This is a genomic window from Providencia sp. (assembly GCF_052096715.1).
Classification (GTDB): Bacteria; Pseudomonadota; Gammaproteobacteria; order Enterobacterales; family Enterobacteriaceae; genus Providencia.
On the sequence record NZ_JBQDNB010000009.1, the window covers coordinates 1 to 23,724 of the forward strand.

Annotated in this window: 19 protein-coding genes, 1 tRNA gene and 1 pseudogene; 9 read left to right on the forward strand and 12 right to left on the reverse strand. The window is 38.3% G+C overall.

Going from position 1 to position 23,724, the window contains the following annotated elements:
* Window positions 1-85 (forward strand) — tRNA-Tyr (locus ACTH6U_RS09070).
* Window position 86: 1 nt separating this feature from the next.
* Here ACTH6U_RS09070 and ACTH6U_RS09075 read toward each other — a convergent pair.
* The gene (locus ACTH6U_RS09075) at window positions 87-962 is read right to left on the reverse strand and encodes a LysR family transcriptional regulator (RefSeq protein ID WP_294106192.1); all 876 of its coding nucleotides are present in this window, start codon (window positions 960-962) and stop codon (window positions 87-89) included.
* Between the two features lie 453 nt (window positions 963-1,415).
* Between ACTH6U_RS09075 and xthA the strand changes: the two genes are divergently transcribed.
* Window positions 1,416-2,228 carry an exodeoxyribonuclease III gene (gene xthA / locus ACTH6U_RS09080; protein ID WP_294106021.1) on the forward strand — a complete coding sequence of 271 codons (813 nt, stop codon included), beginning with the start codon at window positions 1,416-1,418 and terminating at the stop codon, window positions 2,226-2,228.
* Between the two features lie 64 nt (window positions 2,229-2,292).
* Here the strand turns inward: xthA and ACTH6U_RS09085 are convergent, their stop codons facing one another.
* The 3 genes and pseudogenes from ACTH6U_RS09085 to ACTH6U_RS09095 form a co-directional block, all read right to left on the reverse strand.
* On the reverse strand, window positions 2,293-4,227 hold the full coding sequence (locus ACTH6U_RS09085; RefSeq protein WP_441832052.1) for a DNA topoisomerase III: 1,935 nt from the start codon (window positions 4,225-4,227) through the stop codon (window positions 2,293-2,295).
* Between the two features lie 3 nt (window positions 4,228-4,230).
* Window positions 4,231-5,274, reverse strand: a pseudogene (selD, locus tag ACTH6U_RS09090) (selenide, water dikinase SelD).
* A 10-nt stretch (window positions 5,275-5,284) separates the two neighbouring features.
* A complete protein-coding gene (locus ACTH6U_RS09095; RefSeq protein ID WP_441832053.1) occupies window positions 5,285-5,836 on the reverse strand; it encodes an NAD(P)H nitroreductase in 552 nt (183 codons plus the stop codon).
* Between the two features lie 319 nt (window positions 5,837-6,155).
* Between ACTH6U_RS09095 and sppA the strand changes: the two genes are divergently transcribed.
* From sppA to pncA, 3 genes are all read left to right on the forward strand, one after another.
* On the forward strand, window positions 6,156-8,012 hold the full coding sequence (gene sppA / locus ACTH6U_RS09100) for a signal peptide peptidase SppA (RefSeq protein WP_441832054.1): 1,857 nt from the start codon (window positions 6,156-6,158) through the stop codon (window positions 8,010-8,012).
* Window positions 8,013-8,199: 187 nt separating this feature from the next.
* The gene (gene ansA, locus ACTH6U_RS09105) at window positions 8,200-9,219 is read left to right on the forward strand and encodes an asparaginase (RefSeq protein ID WP_294106009.1); all 1,020 of its coding nucleotides are present in this window, start codon (window positions 8,200-8,202) and stop codon (window positions 9,217-9,219) included.
* A gap of 32 nt (window positions 9,220-9,251) precedes the next feature.
* Window positions 9,252-9,878 carry a bifunctional nicotinamidase/pyrazinamidase gene (gene pncA / locus ACTH6U_RS09110; protein WP_441832055.1) on the forward strand — a complete coding sequence of 209 codons (627 nt, stop codon included), beginning with the start codon at window positions 9,252-9,254 and terminating at the stop codon, window positions 9,876-9,878.
* A 166-nt stretch (window positions 9,879-10,044) separates the two neighbouring features.
* Here the strand turns inward: pncA and ACTH6U_RS09115 are convergent, their stop codons facing one another.
* Entirely contained in the window at window positions 10,045-10,347 is a 303-nt protein-coding gene (locus ACTH6U_RS09115; RefSeq protein WP_441832056.1) for a YeaC family protein, read from the reverse strand.
* Window positions 10,348-10,475: 128 nt separating this feature from the next.
* Window positions 10,476-10,889 (reverse strand): peptide-methionine (R)-S-oxide reductase MsrB, encoded by a 414-nt coding sequence (gene msrB, locus ACTH6U_RS09120; RefSeq protein WP_441832057.1) that lies wholly within the window; start codon window positions 10,887-10,889, stop codon window positions 10,476-10,478.
* Between the two features lie 356 nt (window positions 10,890-11,245).
* On the opposite strand from msrB, the gene gapA reads away from it, so the two are divergent.
* A complete protein-coding gene (gene gapA / locus ACTH6U_RS09125) occupies window positions 11,246-12,241 on the forward strand; it encodes a glyceraldehyde-3-phosphate dehydrogenase (protein WP_294105998.1) in 996 nt (331 codons plus the stop codon).
* 187 nt (window positions 12,242-12,428) lie between these two features.
* Window positions 12,429-13,310, forward strand: a complete 882-nt coding sequence (locus tag ACTH6U_RS09130; RefSeq protein ID WP_294105996.1) for a D-hexose-6-phosphate mutarotase — start codon at window positions 12,429-12,431, stop codon at window positions 13,308-13,310.
* A 118-nt stretch (window positions 13,311-13,428) separates the two neighbouring features.
* Here ACTH6U_RS09130 and ACTH6U_RS09135 read toward each other — a convergent pair whose 3' ends face one another.
* The 4 genes from ACTH6U_RS09135 to fadR form a co-directional block, all read right to left on the reverse strand.
* Window positions 13,429-14,181 (reverse strand): MipA/OmpV family protein, encoded by a 753-nt coding sequence (locus tag ACTH6U_RS09135; protein ID WP_294105992.1) that lies wholly within the window; start codon window positions 14,179-14,181, stop codon window positions 13,429-13,431.
* A 148-nt stretch (window positions 14,182-14,329) separates the two neighbouring features.
* Window positions 14,330-15,394 carry an alanine racemase gene (gene alr / locus ACTH6U_RS09140; RefSeq protein WP_434719028.1) on the reverse strand — a complete coding sequence of 355 codons (1,065 nt, stop codon included), beginning with the start codon at window positions 15,392-15,394 and terminating at the stop codon, window positions 14,330-14,332.
* 54 nt (window positions 15,395-15,448) lie between these two features.
* Window positions 15,449-16,750 (reverse strand): D-amino acid dehydrogenase, encoded by a 1,302-nt coding sequence (locus ACTH6U_RS09145; protein WP_434719029.1) that lies wholly within the window; start codon window positions 16,748-16,750, stop codon window positions 15,449-15,451.
* A gap of 526 nt (window positions 16,751-17,276) precedes the next feature.
* A complete protein-coding gene (fadR, locus tag ACTH6U_RS09150) occupies window positions 17,277-17,993 on the reverse strand; it encodes a fatty acid metabolism transcriptional regulator FadR (RefSeq protein ID WP_294105983.1) in 717 nt (238 codons plus the stop codon).
* A 210-nt stretch (window positions 17,994-18,203) separates the two neighbouring features.
* Here fadR and nhaB point away from each other — a divergent pair, with 210 nt between their 5' ends.
* Together nhaB and dsbB are read left to right on the forward strand one after the other, a co-directional pair.
* Window positions 18,204-19,751 carry a sodium/proton antiporter NhaB gene (nhaB, locus tag ACTH6U_RS09155; protein ID WP_441829177.1) on the forward strand — a complete coding sequence of 516 codons (1,548 nt, stop codon included), beginning with the start codon at window positions 18,204-18,206 and terminating at the stop codon, window positions 19,749-19,751.
* A 180-nt stretch (window positions 19,752-19,931) separates the two neighbouring features.
* Window positions 19,932-20,447: a disulfide bond formation protein DsbB gene (dsbB, locus tag ACTH6U_RS09160; RefSeq protein WP_294105977.1), complete on the forward strand. Its 516-nt coding sequence runs from the start codon at window positions 19,932-19,934 to the stop codon at window positions 20,445-20,447.
* Window positions 20,448-20,542: 95 nt separating this feature from the next.
* On the opposite strand, the gene ACTH6U_RS09165 is transcribed toward dsbB, so the two are convergent.
* Both ACTH6U_RS09165 and ACTH6U_RS09170 read right to left on the reverse strand, forming a co-directional pair.
* Window positions 20,543-22,822, reverse strand: a complete 2,280-nt coding sequence (locus ACTH6U_RS09165; protein ID WP_441832058.1) for an FdhF/YdeP family oxidoreductase — start codon at window positions 22,820-22,822, stop codon at window positions 20,543-20,545.
* Window positions 22,823-23,307: 485 nt separating this feature from the next.
* A complete protein-coding gene (locus ACTH6U_RS09170) occupies window positions 23,308-23,613 on the reverse strand; it encodes a DUF333 domain-containing protein (RefSeq protein WP_441832059.1) in 306 nt (101 codons plus the stop codon).
* Window positions 23,614-23,724 lie beyond the last annotated feature (111 nt).

A 23,724-nucleotide genomic window follows, 5' to 3' on the forward strand; every position in this document is an offset into this window, starting at 1 on the left:
GGTGGGATACCCAAGCGGCCAAAGGGAGCAGACTGTAAATCTGCCGTCATCGACTTCGAAGGTTCGAATCCTTCTCCCACCACCATCTAAGATTGTTTTTTACCTAAACTGTCAACAACTCCCATAAAACGATTTAAAACACTTGAATGTGCCTTAGATTTATAGATATAGCAGTTACTTAGCTCTAACATGCGATTCAATGATAAGTAAATTAAAGATTTATCATTTAGCTCATCTTCAGGGTAATGATCAATAATCCCAATAAAATCACCATCCTGTATAAAACTCTGACAACACCCAATATTATCCATTTGCCTAATACTTGATTTACTATCTGTCGTTTCGACTTTTGCAAGCAAATCTGCCATCAAGGCGCTTTTATAAAAAGCAGGGTCACATAACCATGTACTTTTTTGTAGTAATTCAGTCACGTTAGAATTAAATTTTTCATACAGTTCTTTTCTACAATATATTCCTAGTGGTGAGTTTTCTATTTTCCGCTGTAAAGAAAAACGTTCGCTAATAACGAGCTCTGAGCTTAAAATTAGGGTGTTACCATCATAATCAATAATTTCATCCACCTCATCATAATTAAACCTTAGAATGTTAACTTGAACATTATTTTGATGAGCAGCCTGATAAAGATTAATTAAATGATTTTCCTTACCCCAGTCATAATAAATATTAGCTTCATTGACAACATATCCAGAAAAATGTTTTTTTGTTATTTCTTTTTCTTGTAAGTATAAATCCCTAAGATCGTTATAAAGCTCCTGGCCATCCTTAGTTAATGTCATTCCAAATTTTTCTCGTTTAAAAAGTCGCTTACCTAGGCTAGTTTCAAAATCTTTTATTGATTTAGCGATAGGTGGCGTCGTGCGGTTCATCACCCTTGCCGCCTTGCTTAGCGAGCCATTTTCGACAACTGCCATAAACGCCTCTAATTTTCTTGAAAAGAACATATCTATGACCCCACTATTTATTAAAATATTAACTAACATGATTATTTTTAAAACAATCATTTGTAAGTCAGTCCATAATCTTAAACATCTAATTAAAAATTAAATTTAAATTTTCATTAAATGAATAACAATATTTCTTAAAAGTATTTTTATATTTTCCAACATAGCAAAGCAATATATAATATTGTTTCATTTGATTATTTTTTATGACTCCACTATTAAATCACATTAAAATACAAATAACCAATTGACTTTAAATGAAAAAAATAATTATTAATCATAATATTAATAATTATTTTTTAATTAAGAATAAACATTTTATATTTAATCAAATTTAAATTTGTCTAATAAATTATAAATTACTCTATAAAAATATATTTGATAGTTACACTATTCTTATCCTCTGGTAGAATCAGCTAAAGTGATAACTAAAAAATAATAGGTACAATGATCATGAAATTCATCTCCTTTAACATTAATGGCCTAAGAGCTCGCCCCCACCAACTTGCTGCTATCATTGAAAAACATCAACCTGAAGTGATAGGCCTACAAGAGATTAAAGTCCATGATGATATGTTTCCTCATGAAGAAGTCGGTAAACTTGGCTACCATGTTTACCATCACGGACAAAAAGGCCATTATGGAGTCGCATTACTATTAAAAAATGAACCTATTGCCGTAAGGAAAGGCTTTCCTACCGATGATGAAGATGCTCAGCGTCGTATCATCATGGCAGATATCGAAACAAACCAAGGCTTATTGACAATTGTTAACGGTTACTTCCCTCAAGGTGAAAGTCGCGACCACCCGACTAAATTTCCAGCAAAAGAAAAATTCTATCGCGACTTACAAGACTACATTACCACTACACAAACTGAAGACTCTCAACTTCTTATTATGGGTGATTTGAATATTAGCCATACCGACCTAGATATTGGTATTGGTGAAGTCAATCGTAAACGCTGGTTAAAAACAGGGAAATGTTCATTTCTGCCAGAAGAGCGGGAATGGCTTGATAGACTCATGAATTGGGGATTAGTCGATACTTATCGCGCTAAAAACCCTAATGTATCAGATTGTTATTCATGGTTTGATTACCGCTCTAAAGGTTTTGACGATAACCGTGGCTTACGAATAGATTTACTTCTAGCGTCTAAAAAGCTTGCCGAACAGTGCACTGAAACCGGTATTGATTATGAAATTCGAGGAATGGAAAAACCGTCTGATCATGCACCAGTTTGGGCTGAGTTTAATTTAACAAAATAAGTTCATGCTTGTAGAAATACAAAAAAGGAGCCATTGGCTCCTTTTTAAATTTAATTATTCAATTTTAATCACTTTTCTTTTTACTTTTTTTATCACTTTTGACTTTAGTGACTTTTTTAGTGCCTTTGCTTGCTGCAACCGGTGGTAACTCTCTAAAAGCACGCAAATTTGTATATTGACGGGCCTGATGTATCAGTTGAATCAGTGTTTGGCTTAGTGGTTGCATAAAATCATCGTAACGGGTTTGTTTCTCACTAATTTGAGTTAGTCGAGATTCCCACTGAGCAGTCATATCTGGCAATGTCGCCATATCGGGTAGCACATGAATTAACGCTCTACCAGCAGGAGATGAGTGAATATTTCGACCTTTTTTAAACAAAAACTGTCTTTTGAATAGTAAATCAATAATACCCGCTCGAGTCGCTTCCGTTCCCAAACCATCCGTTTCACGCAATACTTTTTTTAATGCTTTGTCTTGAACAAATCGAGCAATACCAGTCATAGCCGACAGCAATGTTGCATCAGTAAAAGGTCTAGGTGGCTGAGTTTGTCTCTCAATCACTTCCCCCTTCTCACACAATAGCTCATCACCTTTACTCACAACAGGTAATGGCATCCCATCATTTTCTGCATCGCGCTCTTTACCACCAAGTACGACTCGCCAACCCGCCTCTGCAAGAAACCGTGCTTTAGCATTAAATTTACCGTTTTCGATTTCTAAATCGATTGTGCATTTTCGATAAACGGCATCAGACATAAATTGAATAATATATTGACGAGCGACTAACTGATAAATATTAGCTTCATATTCTGTTAGCTTCGTAGCAGATGTTTTAGCCGTAGGAATAATCGCATGGTGGGCATCGACCTTTTTGTCGTCCCAACAACGATTTTTTTTGTCTAATTCAGGTAATTCAAACTCAGTAAGCTCAGGTTGATGCACTGCAATGGCATTAAGCACAGAATGACGCCCAGCAAAATGCTCATCGGGTAAATATCGACTATCAGAACGCGGATAGGTAATAAGCTTATGGGTTTCATATAGGCGCTGACAAATATCGAGGACTTCCTGAGCGCTTAAGCCAAATTTTTTAGCCGCTTCAATCTGCAACGCAGAAAGAGAAAATGGTAACGGCGCGATTTCAGATTCACGTTTATCTTGATATTGCGTGACAATCGCAGGTTTACCTTCAATGCGTGCAATAACATGCTCAGCTAATGGACGATGAAATAAGCGACCTTCTTCATCTTGATAGTCGAGACAAGATTCACTTGGCTGCCATGTTGCCACAAAGCGTTCATCCAGTGGTGTCACTATATGCGCTTTAACTTCAAAATAATCTTTGGAAATAAAATTTTCTATTTCTTCGTCACGTCGAACGACCAGCCCCAAAATCGGAGTTTGGACACGCCCAACTGACAGAACACCTTGATAGCCACCTCGTTGGCCTAATAATGTATAGGCTCGAGTCATATTAATACCGTAAAGCCAATCAGCACGTGCTCTAGCTAATGCTGATACACACAAAGGGATAAAGTCACGGTTTTCTCTTAATCGCTCTATTGCTCTTTCTACGGCCTGTGGATTAAGGTCATTAATCAGACAACGTTTAACTGTCTTTCTTTTTTCATCGGGTAGCTTTAAAAAATCGAGAACTTCATCTACCAGCAACTGTCCTTCTCTATCAGGGTCTCCTGCGTGGATAATGACAGTTGCTTGCTTTAATAGCACTTCAATTGTTTTCAGTTGTTTGGTTACTGAGGGCCGCGGTTTTAATAGCCATTTATCCGGGATAATTGGCAAATCTTGTAAATTCCAACGGGCGTAGCGCGGCTCATAAGCGTCCGGCTCAGCTTGCTCTAATAGATGGCCAATACACCATGTCACTGTTTGACCATCACCACATTGAATAAAACCATCGCCCCGTTTATGAGGTTTTGGTAATACATCCGCAATTGCCCTAGCAAGGCTGGGCTTTTCCGCAATAAACAAACGCATGAATTAATCTATCACTTCAATTAAAGGTCCATTGTCCCTATGGGGTAATAATTTACCGATAGACTGTAACAAAACACCCTGCTGCTGTGCAATGTCTTTAATTTTAGCTATTTCTGTAGGTTTCACTGCAATCAGTAATCCACCTGAAGTTTGTGGGTCACAAAGTAATTTACGCTGTAAATCGGTCATTGGTGCAATAAGATGACCATAACTATCAAAATTACGTTGAGTTCCGCCTGGCACACAACCCGCTTCAATATATTTTTCTACATCCGCAAGTTTAGGTACTTTACTAAATGAAATTTGTGCACGAACACCAGAGCCTTCACAAATTTCACTTAAATGACCTAATAGTCCAAATCCCGTCACGTCAGTCATCGCAGTAACACCATCAAGCGGAGCAATCACTGCACCTAATTTGTTTAATTGGCACATTGTTTCAGATGCAAGGTTTTGATGTTCAGGTGATAAAACGCCTTTTTTCTCAGCGGTGGTCAGAATACCAATCCCGAGTGGTTTGGTTAAAAATAGCTCGCAATCGGCTGTAGCCGCACTATTTTTCTTCACATAAGCAGTATTCACCACGCCAGTCACAGCTAAACCAAAAATAGGTTCTGGTGCATCAATCGAATGTCCACCCGCCAATGAGATCCCTGCATCAGCACAAGCTGCGCGACCACCCTCAATCACTTCGCGGGCAACTTCAGGTGGTAACTTCGCAATTGGCCAACCTAAAATGGCAATCGCCATAATCGGCTTACCGCCCATTGCAAAAATATCACTAATTGCATTTGTTGCCGCAATACGACCAAATTCAAAAGGTGAATCAACAATCGGCATAAAAAAGTCAGTCGTACTGATGATACCAATCCCATTACCTAAATCATAAACTGCAGCATCATCTTTTGTTTCATTGCCCACTAACAAATGTGGATCATGAAATTTGGCTTACTCTGTATGTAGAATTTGTTCAAGCACTTTTGGCGCAATTTTACATCCACAACCAGCACCATGGCTGTATTGCGTTAATCTAATTTTTTCAGTCATTTTAATCTCTTTAAAAATGCGTTACAAAACCTGTCATATCAGGACGTTGAACTTTAACTGGTGCTTTTAGTTCAGGTGTTCCTAAATACAGAAAACCCACAATATGGTCATTTTCTTCACAACCCAAACCTTCGCGAACAACAGTATGCTCAGTCCATGAGCCAGAACGCCAAATACCACCAAATCCTTGAGCAACAGCAGCCATTTGCATAGCTTGTACCGCGCAGCTTGCTGCCACTATTTGTTCCCATTGCGGTACTTTAGGATGATCTTGAACTTTAGCAATAACTGTTATAATTAGCGGTGCACGAAAAGGTGCATTACGTGCTTTTTCTTCCACTTCAGCACCTAATTTCCCGTCTATTGCAGCTTTTTCAAGGAGTTGACTAAATTTTGCGATCCCTTCATTTTGCATCACTATAAAATGCCACGGTCGCAATGAACCATGATCAGGGGCTCTCATCCCCGCCGCGAGTATATTTTCTAATTCTTCACCTTGTGGGGCTGGTGTTGTCAGCCTTGAAGCTGAACGGCGATTCAACAAAAGGGTTAAAGCATCCATTTTCGTCTCCGATTAAGCGTAAACTGATATGATAGTCGTTTAAACGAGGAATCATACTCACTTTATATATTTGTTATTTGTTGCTGTCCGTGAAACTTAATCCATCTGATATCATTGACTAAGTGGCTCGTATCAGCAAAAGTGTGTACCAATTACTTTATTAATTCATTGAATTGTATCATTTGTATGTATTGAAAAATATAATCATCACATTGTACCTCTCTCATAACCGTTTTGTTATGAATAATAATGTGTTTGATTTACGTACAACTGTATTATTAAACATACAAAACTGTATCGATTACGTTCTGGAGAAGTTATGCGCCAAATATGGGAAATTATCGCCACCGTCTTTAAATTTAGCTGGCGAATACTGAATTTTATTAGGGAACTCGTATTCAACACTATTTTTATTGTGTTGTTCTTTGTGGTAATAGGTTCAGTTGTATTATATCAATCTGATTCTAAACCCGAAAAAAATTATTTTGGTGCACTTTATGTCGATCTTCAAGGTGTTATTGTTGATCAAGTTTCAGCGCCCGACCCTTTTGGGCGAATGAGCAGAGAGCTTCTTGGCACATCAAATAGTCGTATGCAGGAAAATTCACTATTTGATATTGTTGATGCCATACGTAACGCAGAGAATGATGACCGGATCACCGGTATGGTACTGCGTTTAGATAACTTAGTCGGTGCAGATCAACCATCTCTTGCTTATATTGGCAAAGCGATTAAAGAATTCAAAGCCTCGGGTAAACCTGTTTACGCCATCGGTGATAATTTTAGCCAACCTCAATATTATTTAGCCAGTTTTGCTGATGATATTTATCTATCACCTCAAGGTTCTGTGAGTGTCTTGGGCTTTTCTACCAACAGTATTTATTATAAATCGCTACTAGAAACCTTAAAAGTTAGCAGTCATATTTTTCGTGTTGGCACATATAAATCAGCCGTTGAGCCTATGATGCGTGACAATATGTCACCTGAAGCACGTGAAGCAAACCAACAGTGGTTAAATGCATTATGGAACAATTATCTTTCGGCCTTAGCAACCAACAGGAATACAACGGATAAACAAATTTTTCCGGGTGCCGATGAGATACTGAATCAGTTACGTGCCAATAAAGGTAGTAGTGCACAATATGCACTAAAACAAAAATTAGTAGATAAAATTTACACCCATGAAGAATCTGAAAATATTTTGACTAAACACTTTGGTTGGAATAAAGAGGATAAGCAATTTAACAGCATTAGTATCTATGATTATTCGGTTCAAACAGCTGATACCTCAACAAATAAAACGGGTAATATTGCCGTTATTGTTGTACAAGGTGCCATTATGGATGGACCGCAAACAGCTGGGATCGCAGGCGGCGATACTATTGCTTCACAAATTCGTGATGCTCGACTTGATGACAACATTAAAGCCATTATTTTACGTGTAAATAGCCCTGGCGGAAGTGTCAGTGCCTCAGATTTAATCCGCAGTGAATTAGCCTCTGTCCGCGCAGCAGGTAAACCTATAGTTGTGTCTATGGGAGGAATGGCTGCATCTGGAGGCTATTGGGTATCAACCCCTGCCAATTACATTATTGCTAGCCCAAGCACACTTACCGGCTCTATTGGGATCTTTGGTGTGATCAACACATTCGAAAATACCTTAGAAACTATCGGTGTCTATACTGATGGTGTATCAACTTCACCACTCGCAGACCTTTCACTAACAAAAGGTATCACTCCTCAGTTTTCAGACATGATGCAATTAACTATCGAAAATGGCTATGAAACATTTATTGGCTTAGTGGCTAAATCTCGTCATAAAACACCAGCGGAAATAGATAAAATTGCACAAGGTCGTGTATGGGTTGGTCAAGATGCCTTAAAAAATGGTTTAGTTGATGAACTCGGAGACTTTGATGATGCTGTATCAAAAGCCGCTGAGCTTGCCAAACTTGATTCCGTTGAACTCGATTGGATGTCACCTGAGCTTTCATTTATGGATCAACTCCTCCTTGAGCTAACCACAAATGTACAGGCCGTGATGCCCGATATGTTGCAAGCGTTCTTGCCTCCTGCCGTTGCAACTGATATCCGCCAACAAGCACAATTCTTTTTAAAAATGAATGATCCACAAAATCGATATGCATTTTGCCTGAACTGCGCTGACATTAACTAAATATTGCCCCCTCAATCAAATGAGGGGGATTTATCTAGAGTTACAGCACCGTATCTGTATATCAATCTATAAAATATTATTTTATCCGTAGATAATCCCAATTAAATAAGTCAAAATCCCTGACATCCAGTTCATGATTTATTTGAACTTATCTGTACATGACTTAGGTAAAAGATTAGGTAAAAAGATGCAGAAGAAATCGATTTATGTTGTCTACACTGGCGGCACCATCGGAATGAGCCACTCAGCTCAAGGCTACATCCCCGTTTCTGGCCATTTACAAGCCCAATTAGCTAAAATGCCTGAATTCCATCGCAGTGAAATGCCTGAGTTTACGATCCGAGAACTTCAGCCACTAATCGATTCATCCGATATTACCCCTGAAGATTGGCAATATATTGCTGATGATATTAGTCATAACTATCACCAATATGATGGCTTCGTGATCCTACACGGTACTGATACTATGGCATTTACGGCTTCTGCTCTGTCTTTTATGTTTGAAAACTTAAAGAAGCCGATTATTGTGACAGGGTCACAAATACCATTAGAAGCATTACGCTCCGACGGTCAAACTAACCTATTAAATGCGCTATATTTAGCCGCGAATTATCCAGTCAATGAAGTCGGATTATTTTTTAATAATAAGCTTTATCGTGGAAACCGAACCGTAAAAGCGCATGCGGATGGTTTCGATGCATTTAGTTCTCCTAACTGCACACCACTAATGGAAGCAGGTATTCATATTCGCTCATACAATACGTGCCCGGCACCTATTGGTATCGGTGAATTGAAAACGCACCGCATCACCCCACAACCGATAGGCGTTGTTACACTTTACCCAGGCTTATCGATAGATATCGTCCGAAACATATTACAACAGCCAGTAAAAGCATTGATTTTGCGCTCATATGGTATCGGTAATGCACCACAACAGCCTGAGCTATTACGCATCTTACGTGAAGCCACTAATCGCGGTATTATCGTGGTGAATTTGACCCAGTGTATTTCTGGCAGAGTTAATATGGAAGGCTACGCAACTGGTCATGCCCTTGCAGAAGCTGGTGTAATTAGCGGCTATGACATGACATTCGAGGCCGCATTAAGTAAATTACATTATTTACTTAGCCAAGATTATACCTCATCACATATCCGTGAATTAATGCAAAATAATTTACGCGGTGAGCTAAGCTATGCAGATGAATAGCACTATAAATCAATATAGGAACTGAGAGCGTAATGAAATCAGCCTTATTATTAGTCGATTTACAGAATGATTTTTGTTCAGGCGGCGCATTAGCTGTTCAAGAGAGCGAAAAAGTCATCGATACCGCCAATAAGGCGATTGATATCTGCCTAAAAAATAATATCAAAATTATTGCAAGCCAAGATTGGCACCCCGCGACACATTTAAGTTTTGCCGATAATTCAGGTACTCAAATTGGCGATATTGGTGACTTAAATGGTATTCCACAAGTTTGGTGGCCGGTTCATTGTGTGCAAGGCGAAATAGGTTCAGACTTTCATCCTGAGTTAAACATACAAGCCATTGACGAAATTTTTACTAAAGGTGAAAACCATCAAGTTGATAGCTATAGTGCCTTTTTTGATAATGACCAAGTCACTCAAACCCGTTTACATCAATGGCTACAACAGCAGCAAATCACACACTTAATCGTAATGGGCATTGCGACAGATTATTGTGTTAAATTTACAGTGCTTGATGCCCTAACATTGGGTTATCAGGTTGATGTGCTAACCGATGGCTGTCGTGGTGTGAATTTATCAGCGCAAGATAGCCAGAATGCCTTACTCGAAATGCAAAAATCAGGTGCTAAATTAATTGCTCTCAATGCGTTAAGTTAAATTCAAACTGCGCCTTGCTTTCATGCGCAGCGCATTTAGCGCTTATTTACTATCTCAATAAATCAGAATGCGCATCACTCACGCTCAGTGACAACGTCACTTTTTATTATCTTAATCTTAAGAAGCAAAGCATTTCTCAGCGTTAAGCGCCATTTTTAGTTTAAAATCAATCACGATTTTGTGGTTTCAGTGTTGCTAACATATCACCTTGAAAAATGGATTTTAATTCTTGTTTACTTTTCATGGTAATTTGTCCATCAGTCCCGACAGTCATGTGATCTGGATTATGGTTATTGCGAGATTGCCATAATAATACCATTTGTAAGCTATGTTCTTTTTGATCAGGCGTTAATACTACCCCATCTGGCCATTTACCAAGCTCTACCGCTGTTACCAAACGCTGGTATATTTCAGGTGTCATCACCGCAAGCAACTGTTCAATATGTTCTGCATCTATTTCTACGCTCACAAGAGTGCTCCTTAAATAAATCTTACAAAACTGAGTGTTTAAATAATTCTTTTTCCATTTATTTTGCTGAATCGATATTGCTATTTTATCTTTATGGTGTTCAGCAAGCTTCAGCATCATGAAATACACTAACCTAAGGTTTTTTCACCATTATCATCATCCAAAAAACTTAACGATGCTGAATTTATACAGTAACGTTGCCCTGTTGGCTGTGGTCCATCAGGAAAAACATGCCCTAAATGCGCATTACAGTTTTGGCAACGAACTTCAATTCGATGCATACCATGAGAGACATCTTCAATATATTTTATCGCCCCTTCCTTGATTGGTTCATAGAAACTTGGCCAACCACATCCGGCATCAAATTTAGTCTCAGAAAGGAAAAGTGGCGTACCGCAGCACAAGCATTCATACACACCATCTTTACGGTTATGTAATAATTGACCGCTAAAAGGAGGCTCTGTTCCTGCCTGCTGCGTAACATAGAGCTGCATTTCATTTAAATCAGATAAATCAATAGGTTGTTTGATTTTATTTGACATGTATTACCCATGTATTTAAATTAAAAGATGGTATTAACACAATCATACACTAATTCTAAAACAACAAAAATTTAACAACATTTTTTGTAAAACTATTCTAGACTAATAAGCAGCACACTTTCCCATTTGATTTGTGAGCAGCATCACATATATCACTGATGGATGGTTTCATTATGCCTCACAACCCCGATAATACGTGCGGCGATATTTGCCTCTAAAGTGGCTAACAAATAAGCAGTTAGTGGTATCAGAATTGATTTTTTTCAATAATTGACACGATTCCGCTTGACGACTGGCAAGGTTTTGGTAACTTTAACTGTAACTTAATTCACGAATAAATAGCTGGTGGAAATACTATGACTATCAAAGTAGGTATTAATGGTTTTGGTCGTATTGGCCGTATCGTTTTCCGTGCTGCACAAGAGCGTTCAGATATCGAAATCGTTGCTATCAACGATTTGCTTGATGCAGACTACATGGCGTACATGTTGAAATATGACTCAACTCATGGCCGTTTCAACGGTACTGTTGAAGTTAAAGATGGTCACTTAGTCGTTAACGGTAAAAAAATCCGTGTTACTGCAGAAAGAGATCCTGCGAACCTGAAATGGCAAGAAGTGGGTGTTGATGTTGTTGCAGAAGCTACAGGTCTATTCCTGACTGACGAAACTGCTCGCAAACACATCCAAGCTGGCGCGAAAAAAGTTGTTCTGACTGGCCCTTCTAAAGATGACACTCCAATGTTCGTTATGGGTGTTAACCATAAGAACTATGCAGGTCAAGAAATCGTTTCTAATGCTTCTTGTACAACTAACTGCTTGGCGCCTTTGGCTAAAGTTATCAATGATAACTTCGGTATCGTTGAAGCGTTGATGACAACAGTTCACGCAACAACTGCAACACAAAAAACAGTTGATGGTCCTTCACATAAAGACTGGCGTGGTGGTCGTGGTGCTTCTCAAAACATCATCCCATCTTCAACTGGTGCTGCAAAAGCTGTTGGTAAAGTTATCCCTGAGTTAAACGGCAAACTGACTGGTATGGCATTCCGTGTACCAACACCTAACGTTTCTGTTGTTGACTTGACTGCTCGTATTGAAAAGCCTGCTACTTACGCTCAAATTTGCAAAGCTATCAAAGATGCATCTGAAGGCGAACTGAAAGGCGTTCTGGGTTATACCGAAGATGAAGTTGTATCAACTGACTTCAACGGCGAAAAACTGACTTCAGTATTTGATGCTAAAGCTGGTATCGCTCTGAGCGACAACTTTGTAAAACTAGTTGCTTGGTATGACAACGAAACTGGTTATTCAAACAAAGTATTAGACCTAATTTCACATATCTCTAAATAAGAGCTATTACGTTATTAGTGTTTACGGAGCCGCCTTATGGCGGCTCTTTTGTATCGCATCAAATGGTTATATATCACTTCTTTTTTTCAATCTCTTGTCTTATCATTCTTTATTCATTTGAAGCGCTATAATACTTTCACCACCTAATAAACTGCTGTCTCTGTCCCATCAAAACAGGCGGAATATCATGCACGATAAATTATTTGCATTACCAGTCATTAAACAGGTCTCTGCATACATTACTCAACGCCAATTGGATGAACTTCCTCTTATTGTGGTTTCTCACCCAAAAGTTCGAGGCGTTGTAAGCCTTCAAGGGGCTCAGTTAATTGATTGGCAACCAGCAGGACAAAAACCCTGTTTATGGCTCAGCGCAGAGAGCGCATTTAAAGAAGGAACTGCAATCCGTGGGGGTATTCCTATCTGTTGGCCTTGGTTTGGTCCTGTAAACAGCCCTAGCCACGGTTTCGCTCGTATTTTGCCTTGGAAATTTACTGCTCATAACGAACATGAAGACGGCGTAATTCTCACTTTCACGTTAACGGATACAGAATACAGTCGTAAATTGTGGCCTCATGAATTCACATTAATCTTACGAATGAAATTAGGTGAAACTTGTGAGCTTGAATTAGAAAGTTATGGTGATTTTGAAGCGACTGCCGCTTTACATTCCTATTTCAATATAAGTGACATTCAAAAAGCGACAGTTTATGGCCTTGGCGATCACTATTTAGATACCGTTGCTGATAAAGAAGTTTATATTTCAGAACCGCTCAAATTTAATAAATTGACTGACCGTGTTTATACCGAACCTGAAGAATACAGTTTATTACGCGATGATGGTTGGGCTCGTACCATTGAAATCCACCATTATCATCATAGTGATGTCGTTTGCTGGAATCCATGGGCTGAATTATCTTGCAGTATGAAAGATATGCCAAATAATGGTTATAAGCAGATGGTCTGCGTCGAAACAGCCCGAATTAATAAACCGATGATAAGTGAAGCCCAGCACCCTGCTCGTTTATCATTAGTCATGGTTTGTCGAGATAACAAACCTCAAGCCTAGTGCATAAAAATATAGATAAAATAATAGAAAAAACAAAACCCCAAAAGTATCTACCTTTGGGGTTTTTTATATTAACTTTGATAAGTCTGTAATAGAACACTTATCCGAGGTTCATCACTTAGAAAGTATAAGTGAAGCCCGTCCATACAATAGCCGACACTGATTTATTCACCATCGGACTATCTTTGACTTCACTAGACATATGGTCAACACGACCCGCAGCGAATGCTGTCCAGTTTTCATCAAAGCGATAATTACCTGATAATTCTAAGAATGGCGTCCAGCTAGAGCCTGGCTGGTAACGTTTTAATCCACTATTGCGAGACTCTTTTGAAGAGATACCATATTCGTATCTATTTTGGTTTTCACTGTCCCACTTAATACCGATACCTGGTGTCAATGTCCATTTGTCAGCTTGGAAACTATAGAGATATGCCGTTTCAGCACGTAAACCATTACTAATCCCCAACATATCACCAGAACCAATAAATCTTAATGTACCCCAATCAGCTTTATGTTTATAAGTAAAACCGCCCATTACGGTATCACGGCGACGATCTAACTCACGCATCGCGTTATCGTCATTATCTTTAGGCTTGAAAAACTGAGGATAGTAATAAGCATCCAGTGACAGTTGGTCAACACCATCATTCCACAGGTAGTAACCTGCTGCTAAAGTATGAAAATAGAAATTCTCACCTTCATAGTTAATGACAGGGACTGGCGTTACATAGTCTCGTGATTTGATGCCTTTATAGGGAGTAGATTGAGCCAAAACTGACGCACCTACTGACCACGTTCCTGCAACTGCAGCACTTGATAACATACCTAATGCGACAGCTAGTGTTGTTAATTTAATTGTTTTAGACATACAAAATCCAAGAGTAAATGAAAATGAATTAGAGGATATGTTAACGCAATATAGAACATTTCCCAATATTAGCCTAATAAATCACATTTAAAGCTAAATTGGTAAACTTATCTATATTGAATGATTACCTGTATTATATACAAATATATTAATAGCTCACAGGAACTCTTTTGGCTAGTGCACACATTAATTGATAACCAATCGTTCCAGCCATCTGAGCAACATCATCGATAGGGATATTTTCTCCCCAAAGCTCCACAGATGAGCCAATATTCGCATCAGGACAATCAGTAACATCAATCGTTAGCATATCCATCGACACCGCACCTAACAGCGCATGTTTAGCGCCATGGCACCAGACAGGCGTACCCGTTGGCGCATGTCGTGGATAGCCATCTGCGTAGCCACAAGCCACTGTTGCAATACGCATCGATTTTGTTGCAGTGAACTTACTACCATAACCAATAGATTGCCCGGCTTTGATCTGATGAATAGCAATGATTTCTGATTTTAACGTCATCGCAGCTTTAAGATTTAGATCAACCACATCAGCCCATTTACCACTAGGCGAAGCGCCATAAAGTATTATTCCTGTACGAACCCAATCATAATGTGTCCCACTGTGCCAAAGTGCAGCACCTGAATTAGCTATGCAAGTTGGTAAAGACAAATGGTCAAATTGCCTAATTTGTTGCAACGGAGTCTTTATACCCGTTTTAATGTCAGAATTTGCAAAGTGGCTCATTAGCGTAATTTCACCCACATTTGCCATCGCATTTAACTGACTAATGACATTCATATATTCATCTTGGGAAAAACCTAATCGGTTCATTCCACTGTTTAGCTTAATATACACCGATATTGGCGTTTTCAATGGTGCTTTTGCTATCGCGGCTAGCTGCCATTGACTATGAATACTTGTCGCAAGCTGATATTGCTCAATCACAAGTAAATCTTGTGCTTGAAAAAAGCCTTCAAGCAATAATATTGGGCCTTTCCAGCCTTCCTCTCGTAATAAAATAGCTTCATTAAGATCTAAAACAGCAAAACCATCCGTTTCTTGTAAAGCACGCCAAATTTGTTTTATACCATGACCATAACCATCAGCCTTCATCACTGACCAAATTTTGGCTTGCCCAATGTGTTTGCGCACGACGGATAAGTTATGCGTTAAATTTTGTAAATGAATAACCGCACTGATTGGGCGTGGCATATTAATTCCTTTATTATCGAGGATAATCATCCTCACTGTTTTTTAGCCGCCCATTTAACGTACTGGCGATAAATGTCCACTAGATACCAATTTTGTATTAAAGCCATCTACATATCGAAATACTGACAAATCATCGAATTTGATATCCGGCTTATTGCCAGAAATCAAATCTGCAAGTAGTTTTGCAGAACCGCAAGCCATGGTCCAACCCAATGTACCGTGGCCAGTATTAAGATAAAGATTACTGTAAACAGTTGCACCCACAATTGGCGTACCATCTGGCGTCATCGGACGCAACCCCGCCCAGAATTGAGCTTGATTTATATCACCGCCACCTTGATACAGATCTTGCACAACCATCTTTAATGTTTCACAACGCTTTTTCAAGACATCTAAATTAAATCCCACAACTTCAGCCATACCACCGACGCGAATGCGGTCATCAAAACGAGTCACCGCTATTTTATAAGTCTCATCAAGCACTGTCGATACAGGAGCTCGTTGTGTATCTAAAATAGGCATCGTCAATGAATAACCTTTTAATGGATACACGGGTATTTTAACTAATTGCTGTAGTATCGCGGTTGAATAAGACCCCATAGCGACAACATATTGATCAGCCTTAACCACTTCACCATCAATTTTTACACCACTGATTTTATTACCATCCGTTAAAATTTGTTCAACTTTAGCGCCAAATTTAAATATCACACCTGCGGCTTGAGCCATTTTAGCCAGCTTTTTAGTAAATTGCTGACAATCACCAGTCTCATCATTGGGCAATCGCAATCCGCCAGTAAGCTTATCTTTCACATATTCAAGAGCAGGCTCAACTTTGATTAGCTCATTTGCTGTTAACAATTCGTAAGCAACGCCCTCTTGCTTTAGAACAGCGATATCATTAGCCGCATTATCAAATTGTTTTTCTGTTCTAAACAACTGCAAAGTGCCCGCTTGACGACCTTCATAATTAATACCAGTATCCGTTCTTAATTGCCGGATACAATCACGGCTATACTCCGCGATGCGCACCATACGACTTTTATTCATGGAGTAATGTTGAATATCGCAATTTTTTAACATCTGCCACATCCAACGTAATTGGAATAATGATCCATCAGGTTTAATGGCTAAAGGTGCATGCTTTTCAAACATCCATTTTATTGCTTTTATTGGAATACCTGGTGCCCCCCAAGGCGTTGCATAGCCAGGTGAAATTTGTCCTGCATTCGCTGCGCTCGTTTCTTCTGCAACATCGAGTTGTCTATCAACAACGATCACTTCATGCCCTTGCTTGGCTAAATACCATGCGGTTGTAACACCGATAACACCTGCGCCTAAGACCATAACTTTCATATACCCACCTTACGCATGACTATAATTTACTCAATAGAATAATATTCTAGTTTTCATTTTCCAATACAGTTGATTAACATTTTTAACAATAAAGTCGAATATTCCATTAAAAATCAGATTCCCTCGATTCAATCATATATTCTGCTAACGACATTAATCACATGAAAAAAATTATGTAAATATATCAATATCATATAGTATTAATTAAATTAATTCTTATAATATGAATAGAAAGATACAGACTTTTATACTTATCAAGCGAGATTTTATATTGATATACTATTTATCGTTAAATTCTAGACGTCGAATACCTATGGTTTATTGTGCTTATATTTTTTAATTTAATGGAATTTAACACTCATTAAGTCGTTTTATTACTGTGTTATCAGCAAAACATGAAGATGAAAAGTAAGCTCAACCTATTTGGAATAACTATATGAGGATATTGCGAAGATACAGCGGAGATAAAAAAACCAGTTACAAATATTGAACTGGTTAATTATAGGATTTTCTTTACTCAATATTTCTAACGAATAAGTGCTAAATCTGAGGGCATATTACCTTGCATACTATGCCAAATTAGTCCACTTTCCTTACCATAATTTCTGACACATTCCATAATACGGTCATACGCTTGTTCGCGACATAAATTAGATAATTGCTGGTAAAAATTCAAAGCAAGGCGTCTAGCTTCTGGGTTCGAGAAATAATAGCGTCCCACTCGGGTATACAGCCCTCTCAAGCCATTAATAATTAATCCATAAATTGGATTACCGGATGCAAAAGCGAGGCCACGGAAAATATTGTAGTCTAAATCACTAAAAGCATCGGAATTATCTTCAACTTTGTCTTTTCCAGATAAAACTTCAAGAGATTTTTCTGGATTATTACGAAAAGCGGTACGAATAAAAATAGCCGCAATGTTTGTTCTTACCGCTAGCAAATTATCAACCAGTTGCGGAACTCGGTCATGGTCTAATCTTGCGAGAGTTTCAAGAATATTTAAACCTGACGTTTCCCAATAATTATTCACTTTTGTTGGTTTACCATGCTGAATGGTTAACCAGCCATCACGCGCTAATCGTTGTAATACTTCGCGAAGTGTTGTTCTTGTCACGCCAATAAGTTCAGAAAGCTCGCGCTCGGCGGGTAGAATTGTTCCCGGTGCGAATCGATTGTTCCAAATACTTTCAATTATATATTCTTCCGCGAAGCCTGCCGGACTTTGAGCTCGAATTACCATATTTTTATTATTCCAAACATTTTTAGACGGATTTAGACGAAAGCATATCAGATTGCCACAAAATGAGATAGTTAGACTCACAATAAACAATGCGGTTAATCATAAAAATTCCATATAATTCATATATTATCTATTAGCAAAAGGACTTAAATAAGCGTACTATGTAGGGCAACATCACACAACATCCCCAAAAGAGGATAACAAATCATAATGGATTTTAGTTTAAAAAGAGCCTTTTTGAAAAATTTTCTAGGCAATTCACCGGATTGGTACAAGTTAGCAATTATTTTATTTTTAATTATTAACCCAATTATTTTTTATTATGTTAGCCCTTTCGTTGCTGGTTGGCTTTTAGTTATTGAGTTTATATTCACATTAGCAATGGCATTAAAGTGTTACCCACTACAGCCTGGTGGCCTACTCGCCATTGAAGCCGTTATCATGGGAATGACAACACCCGCACAAATTTCCCATGAAATTAGTAATAACCTAGAGGTTGTTCTTTTACTAATTTTTATGGTGGCAGGTATCTATTTCATGAAACAGCTATTGCTGTTTGTTTTCACGAAACTACTAATAAACGTCCGTTCTAAACGAATTCTATCGTTATCATTTTGCTTAGCAAGTGCGTTTTTATCTGCCTTTTTAGATGCACTTACTGTGATAGCCGTCGTTATTAGTGTCTCTATTGGTTTTTATTCTATTTATCATCAATACGCATCCAGTCATCACAATAATACCGATCTACAAAATGATAATTTCATTGATACCGTAGAGAAAAAACAAACCCTTGAACAGTTCCGTGCTTTTTTACGTAGCATAATGATGCATGCTGGCATTGGTACTGCCTTAGGGGGTGTAATGACGATGGTTGGTGAACCACAAAACCTCATTATTGCCAAACATGTTAATTGGGATTTCATTACCTTCTATCTACGTATGGCGCCAGTCACTGTTCCTGTTTTTATTTGTGGTTTATTAGTTTGTTATCTTGTCGAGAAATTCAAATTATTTGGTTACGGAACAGAATTACCCTCAACAGTGCGCCAGATATTAACTGAACATGATAAAAAAATGAGTGCCAAGCGTACTAAAAAAGAGTTGGCTCAGTTAATTGTTCAAGGCTTAATCGGTGTATGGCTTATTCTAGCTCTCGCATTTCACCTTGCTGAAGTAGGACTTATCGGCCTTTCTGTCATTATTTTAACGACCACTTTTTGCGGGATCACAGAAGAGCATGCATTAGGTAAAGCATTTGAAGAAGCTCTTCCCTTTACTGCACTATTAACTGTTTTTTTCAGTGTTGTCGCCGTTATTATTGATCAACAATTATTTACACCATTTATTCAGTATGTTCTGCAATCCTCCGAATCCTCTCAATTATCACTATTTTATTTATTTAACGGATTACTCTCCGCAGTTTCAGATAATGTATTTGTTGGTACGGTATATATTACGGAAGCATTAAAAGCCGCTAATGAAGGGCTTGTTTCACAACACCAATATGAATTACTCGCGGTGGCAATTAACACGGGAACCAACTTACCTTCCGTTGCAACACCAAATGGTCAAGCTGCTTTCTTGTTCCTGTTAACCTCCGCATTATCACCACTGATTCGTTTGTCATATGGTCGTATGGTATGGATGGCATTGCCTTATACTATCGTAATGACTATTGTAGGCTTACTTGGTGTCGAATTATGGTTAATCCCTATAACTCACTGGATGGAAAGCATTGGTTGGGTTTCACTACCTTAGTTTTCGGATATAATGCGCATTAACTTAACGATATCAATCTTTATAAGCCGCGATTTTATGCGGCTTATTTTGTAATGTTAGGTAAAGCCTACTCAAAAAACCTTTAATTTGATTTTTGACGCTTTTTTTATCAGTCGGTTAGAGGCAAAATGGCACATCACTAATTTAGGGAATCTAAGTATGTTCAGATTTTTTAACTACTGCTCACAAGGACGAGGCGCATGGCTATTAATGGCCTTTACGGCGTTTATGCTGGAATGTGCTGCGCTGTATTTTCAGCACGTAATGAAGCTACAACCTTGCGTTATGTGCATTTATGAACGTGTCGCTTTGCTCGGTGTTATAGCCGCAGGCTTAATGGGAGCCATTGCGCCAAGAAACATAGTAATCCGCTGGATTGCCATCATCATTTGGATTTATGCTGCATGGCGAGGCTTAGAACTTGCATGGGAACATACCATGCTACAGCTCTACCCATCACCTTTCGCATCTTGTGATTTCTTTGTCAATTTCCCAGATTGGCTGCCATTACAAGAATGGGTCCCTGCTGTATTTGAAGCTTCGGGTGACTGTGCAGTAAGACAATGGGCATTTTTAGGTTTGGATATGCCACAATGGCTAATTGGTATTTTTGCTGCTTATTTACTTATTGCTATCATTGTTTTAATAAGCCAATTTTTCCCATCCAAAAAATAGTCTTAAAAAATACCCCATAGTTAATGATTAAACATATGGGGTATTTTTAATGAGTCAGCCAGCGAAGATTAACTGTCTCAAATCCGAATCAGCAATTACATAACAATTTCCAATTTTACAGGAATATTTTTGTATGCCGGAATACCACATTGTGGGTCAAAATTATCTAACGTAATCAAATTGTTTGCTTCTGGAAAATAAGTCGCAACTGAACGATCTGCCATATCGTAAATCACAACCGTCAAATTATCTAAGCGACGTTTTGTCGGTTTTTGATTGCTATCTAATGCAATAATATTAACCTTATCACCCGCTTTCAATTTCTGTTTTTTCGCTTCACCTTCACTGATAAAGACGACATCTCGCTGACCAAATACGCCGCGATAACGATCATTCATTCCATAAATGGTGGTGTTATATTGATCATGACTACGTAGTGTCGCAAGTATCAACTCACTATTAACCGCAGATTTTGGATCTTCAATTACACCTTCTGTAGGCACAAAGTTAGCTTTACCTGATTGAGTTAACCAACGACGCTCTGAAGCTGCATTGGTAAGATGAAAACCGCCAGGAATTTTAATTCGTGCATTGTAATTATCAAAATCAGGTAAAATGACTTCCATCGCATCGCGGATAAGATCATAGTTATCAATGAAGTTATCCCATTCAACTTTAGTTGCGGGTATTGTAGCTTTAGCAATACCCGCTACAATTGCACATTCCGATTTTAAATACGGACTGACGGGTTTTAATAATCCTTTAGAAGCGTGCACCATAGACATAGAGTCTTCCACTGTGATGCACTGTGCGCCACTCGCCTGCCTATCAATTTCACTACGTCCTAACACCGGCAATAAAAAAGTATTTTTAGCTGTCAGTAAATGGGAACGATTGAGTTTAGTTGCAGTATGTACAGCTAAATCGAGTTTTTTCATACCTGCGTAACAAGCTTCTTTATCTGGCATAGCAACTGCTAAATTTCCACCCATACAGATTAATGCGTTAGCACTACCCACAGAGATAGCTTGCATACTTGCCACTGCAGCATGACCAAATTCACTTGGAGGCTGAAAACCAAAACGTTGTGCTATCTTATCCAAAAAATGCTTACTTGGTTTTTCTGTGATCCCAACAGTACGATCCCCTTGCACATTAGAATGACCACGCAACGGGCAAATTCCAGCACCTTCACGACCGATATTACCTTTTAATAGCAACAAATTAACCAGTTGCTGAACATTTTGCGTACCATGCTGGTGCTGAGTTATTCCCATGCCATAACAAATAATGGTATTTTTTGCTTCACTATAAAGGTCGGCAATTTCCTCAATCGCTTCACGGGATAGTCCTGAAACGCGTAAAATATCTTTCCACCCTGTGGTTAACACATCATTTTTTAAGGCATCATAACCGTGAGTGTGGGTTGAAATAAAATCGGTATCAAGAATAGGTGGCTGACCTGTTTCAAGCGCAGTTTGATGACGCTCAATGAGTACTTTCATCACGCCTTTAATCAAAGCAGTATCACCACCAATTCGTACTTTATAATAATGCCCAGCCAAAGGTGTTGATTCTAATGTAAGCATTTCAACGACATCTTGTGGATATGCAAAACGCTCAAGACCTCGCTCTCGCAACGGATTAATAGCAATTATTTTAGCGCCGCGTTTAGAAACCTCACGCAATGAACTCAACATACGAGGGTGGTTGGTACCCGGATTATGCCCAATACAAATCACTAAATCCGCTTTATCAAAATCTTCCAATAATACCGTTGCTTTACCTACTCCAATGGATGCAGCTAGCCCAACACTCGTAGGTTCGTGACACATGTTAGAACAGTCAGGAAAGTTATTAGTTCCATATTCACGAGCCAATAACTGATACAAAAAAGCAGCTTCATTGGATGTACGGCCAGAAGTATAAAACTCAACAGTATTAGGGTCTGAATAGTTTTGCAGTTTTTCACCTATCTGCTTAAATGCCTCATCCCACTCAATTGGCTCATATTTATCTATTTGCGGATTATATTTCATCGGATGTGTTAAGCGCCCTTCGTCTTCCAAATGAAAATCATCCCAACTGAGTAATTCCGTCACTGTATGCTTAGCAAAAAATTCAGGTGTAGTACGTTTTGATGTAGCTTCCCACGCAATAGCTTTAGCGCCATTTTCACAGATATCAAATGATGCAGTATGCTTAGGATCTGGCCATGCGCAACCGGGGCAATCAAAACCATCGACTTTATTCATATCAAACATTGCAATCACATCATGGCCTATTTCCATTTGGCCACGCAACGCTTGAGCAACACCTTTAACGGCACCCCAACCTGCAGCTGGGCCAGTATACTCCTCAATTTTCTTTTTCATTTTTCATTACTCTTCATTGAATTGAAAATAAATAGTTATAATTGTTAATATACTTTTTTATAATTTTAATTATGACCTTACAATGAAGGTTAATAACTTTTCAAATGAAGATCAATTATTTATTTAGAATAAAAAACTGCCAGTCTAAATAAGATAATCTATTACGTACAATAATATAATTATCCTACACCTTATTATCGTAATATAAAAAAACAATAAACGCTTTAATGGCAAAATAAACCAAATAAATATATTTCCGTAAAAACAGTATGTTATGGCGCTTTTACATTTAAGAAAGAGTATAGTTTAAATTTAAAAGAGGACTAGTGATTAATTAAACACTTAACGGCGTAATGTTAATAATAATGATATTTATTTAACTAACCCCTATATTTTTAAATAAATATGGGGGTTAGTTTATTAAAATATTTTTCGCAGTAATATACATCACGATATACATGAAATAATGCGTGGGAAATTGCTTATTAAATACAGCTACCACTTTGAATGATATCAGCCGCACAACGCTTTCCATTAGCAAATTGGCAAACTGCTGTTCGGTTGCCATTCAATTCTAATGTCATCGCAGGTAATCCACCAGCAGAGACACAAGCCTCTTGCGCCCCATAGCCTAAATTAACAACTTGTTGGGCATACTGTGCATCCGAATTTTCCGCTCGTGTCATCTTACTTGATTCAGAATTACTGCAAGCAGTAAGCATGAAAGAAAAAGTACTAATTAAACTTATTGAAATAACCGGTTTTAACAGAGCACTGATTTTACACTTCATCACATTCTCCAATAATATCAGCTTCTGTTCCCTCTAATCAGTGGTACTGCTTCTTGAAAACAGATTAATGGCAACATATTAACTATCTATTAAGCAGCATACCAATAATTG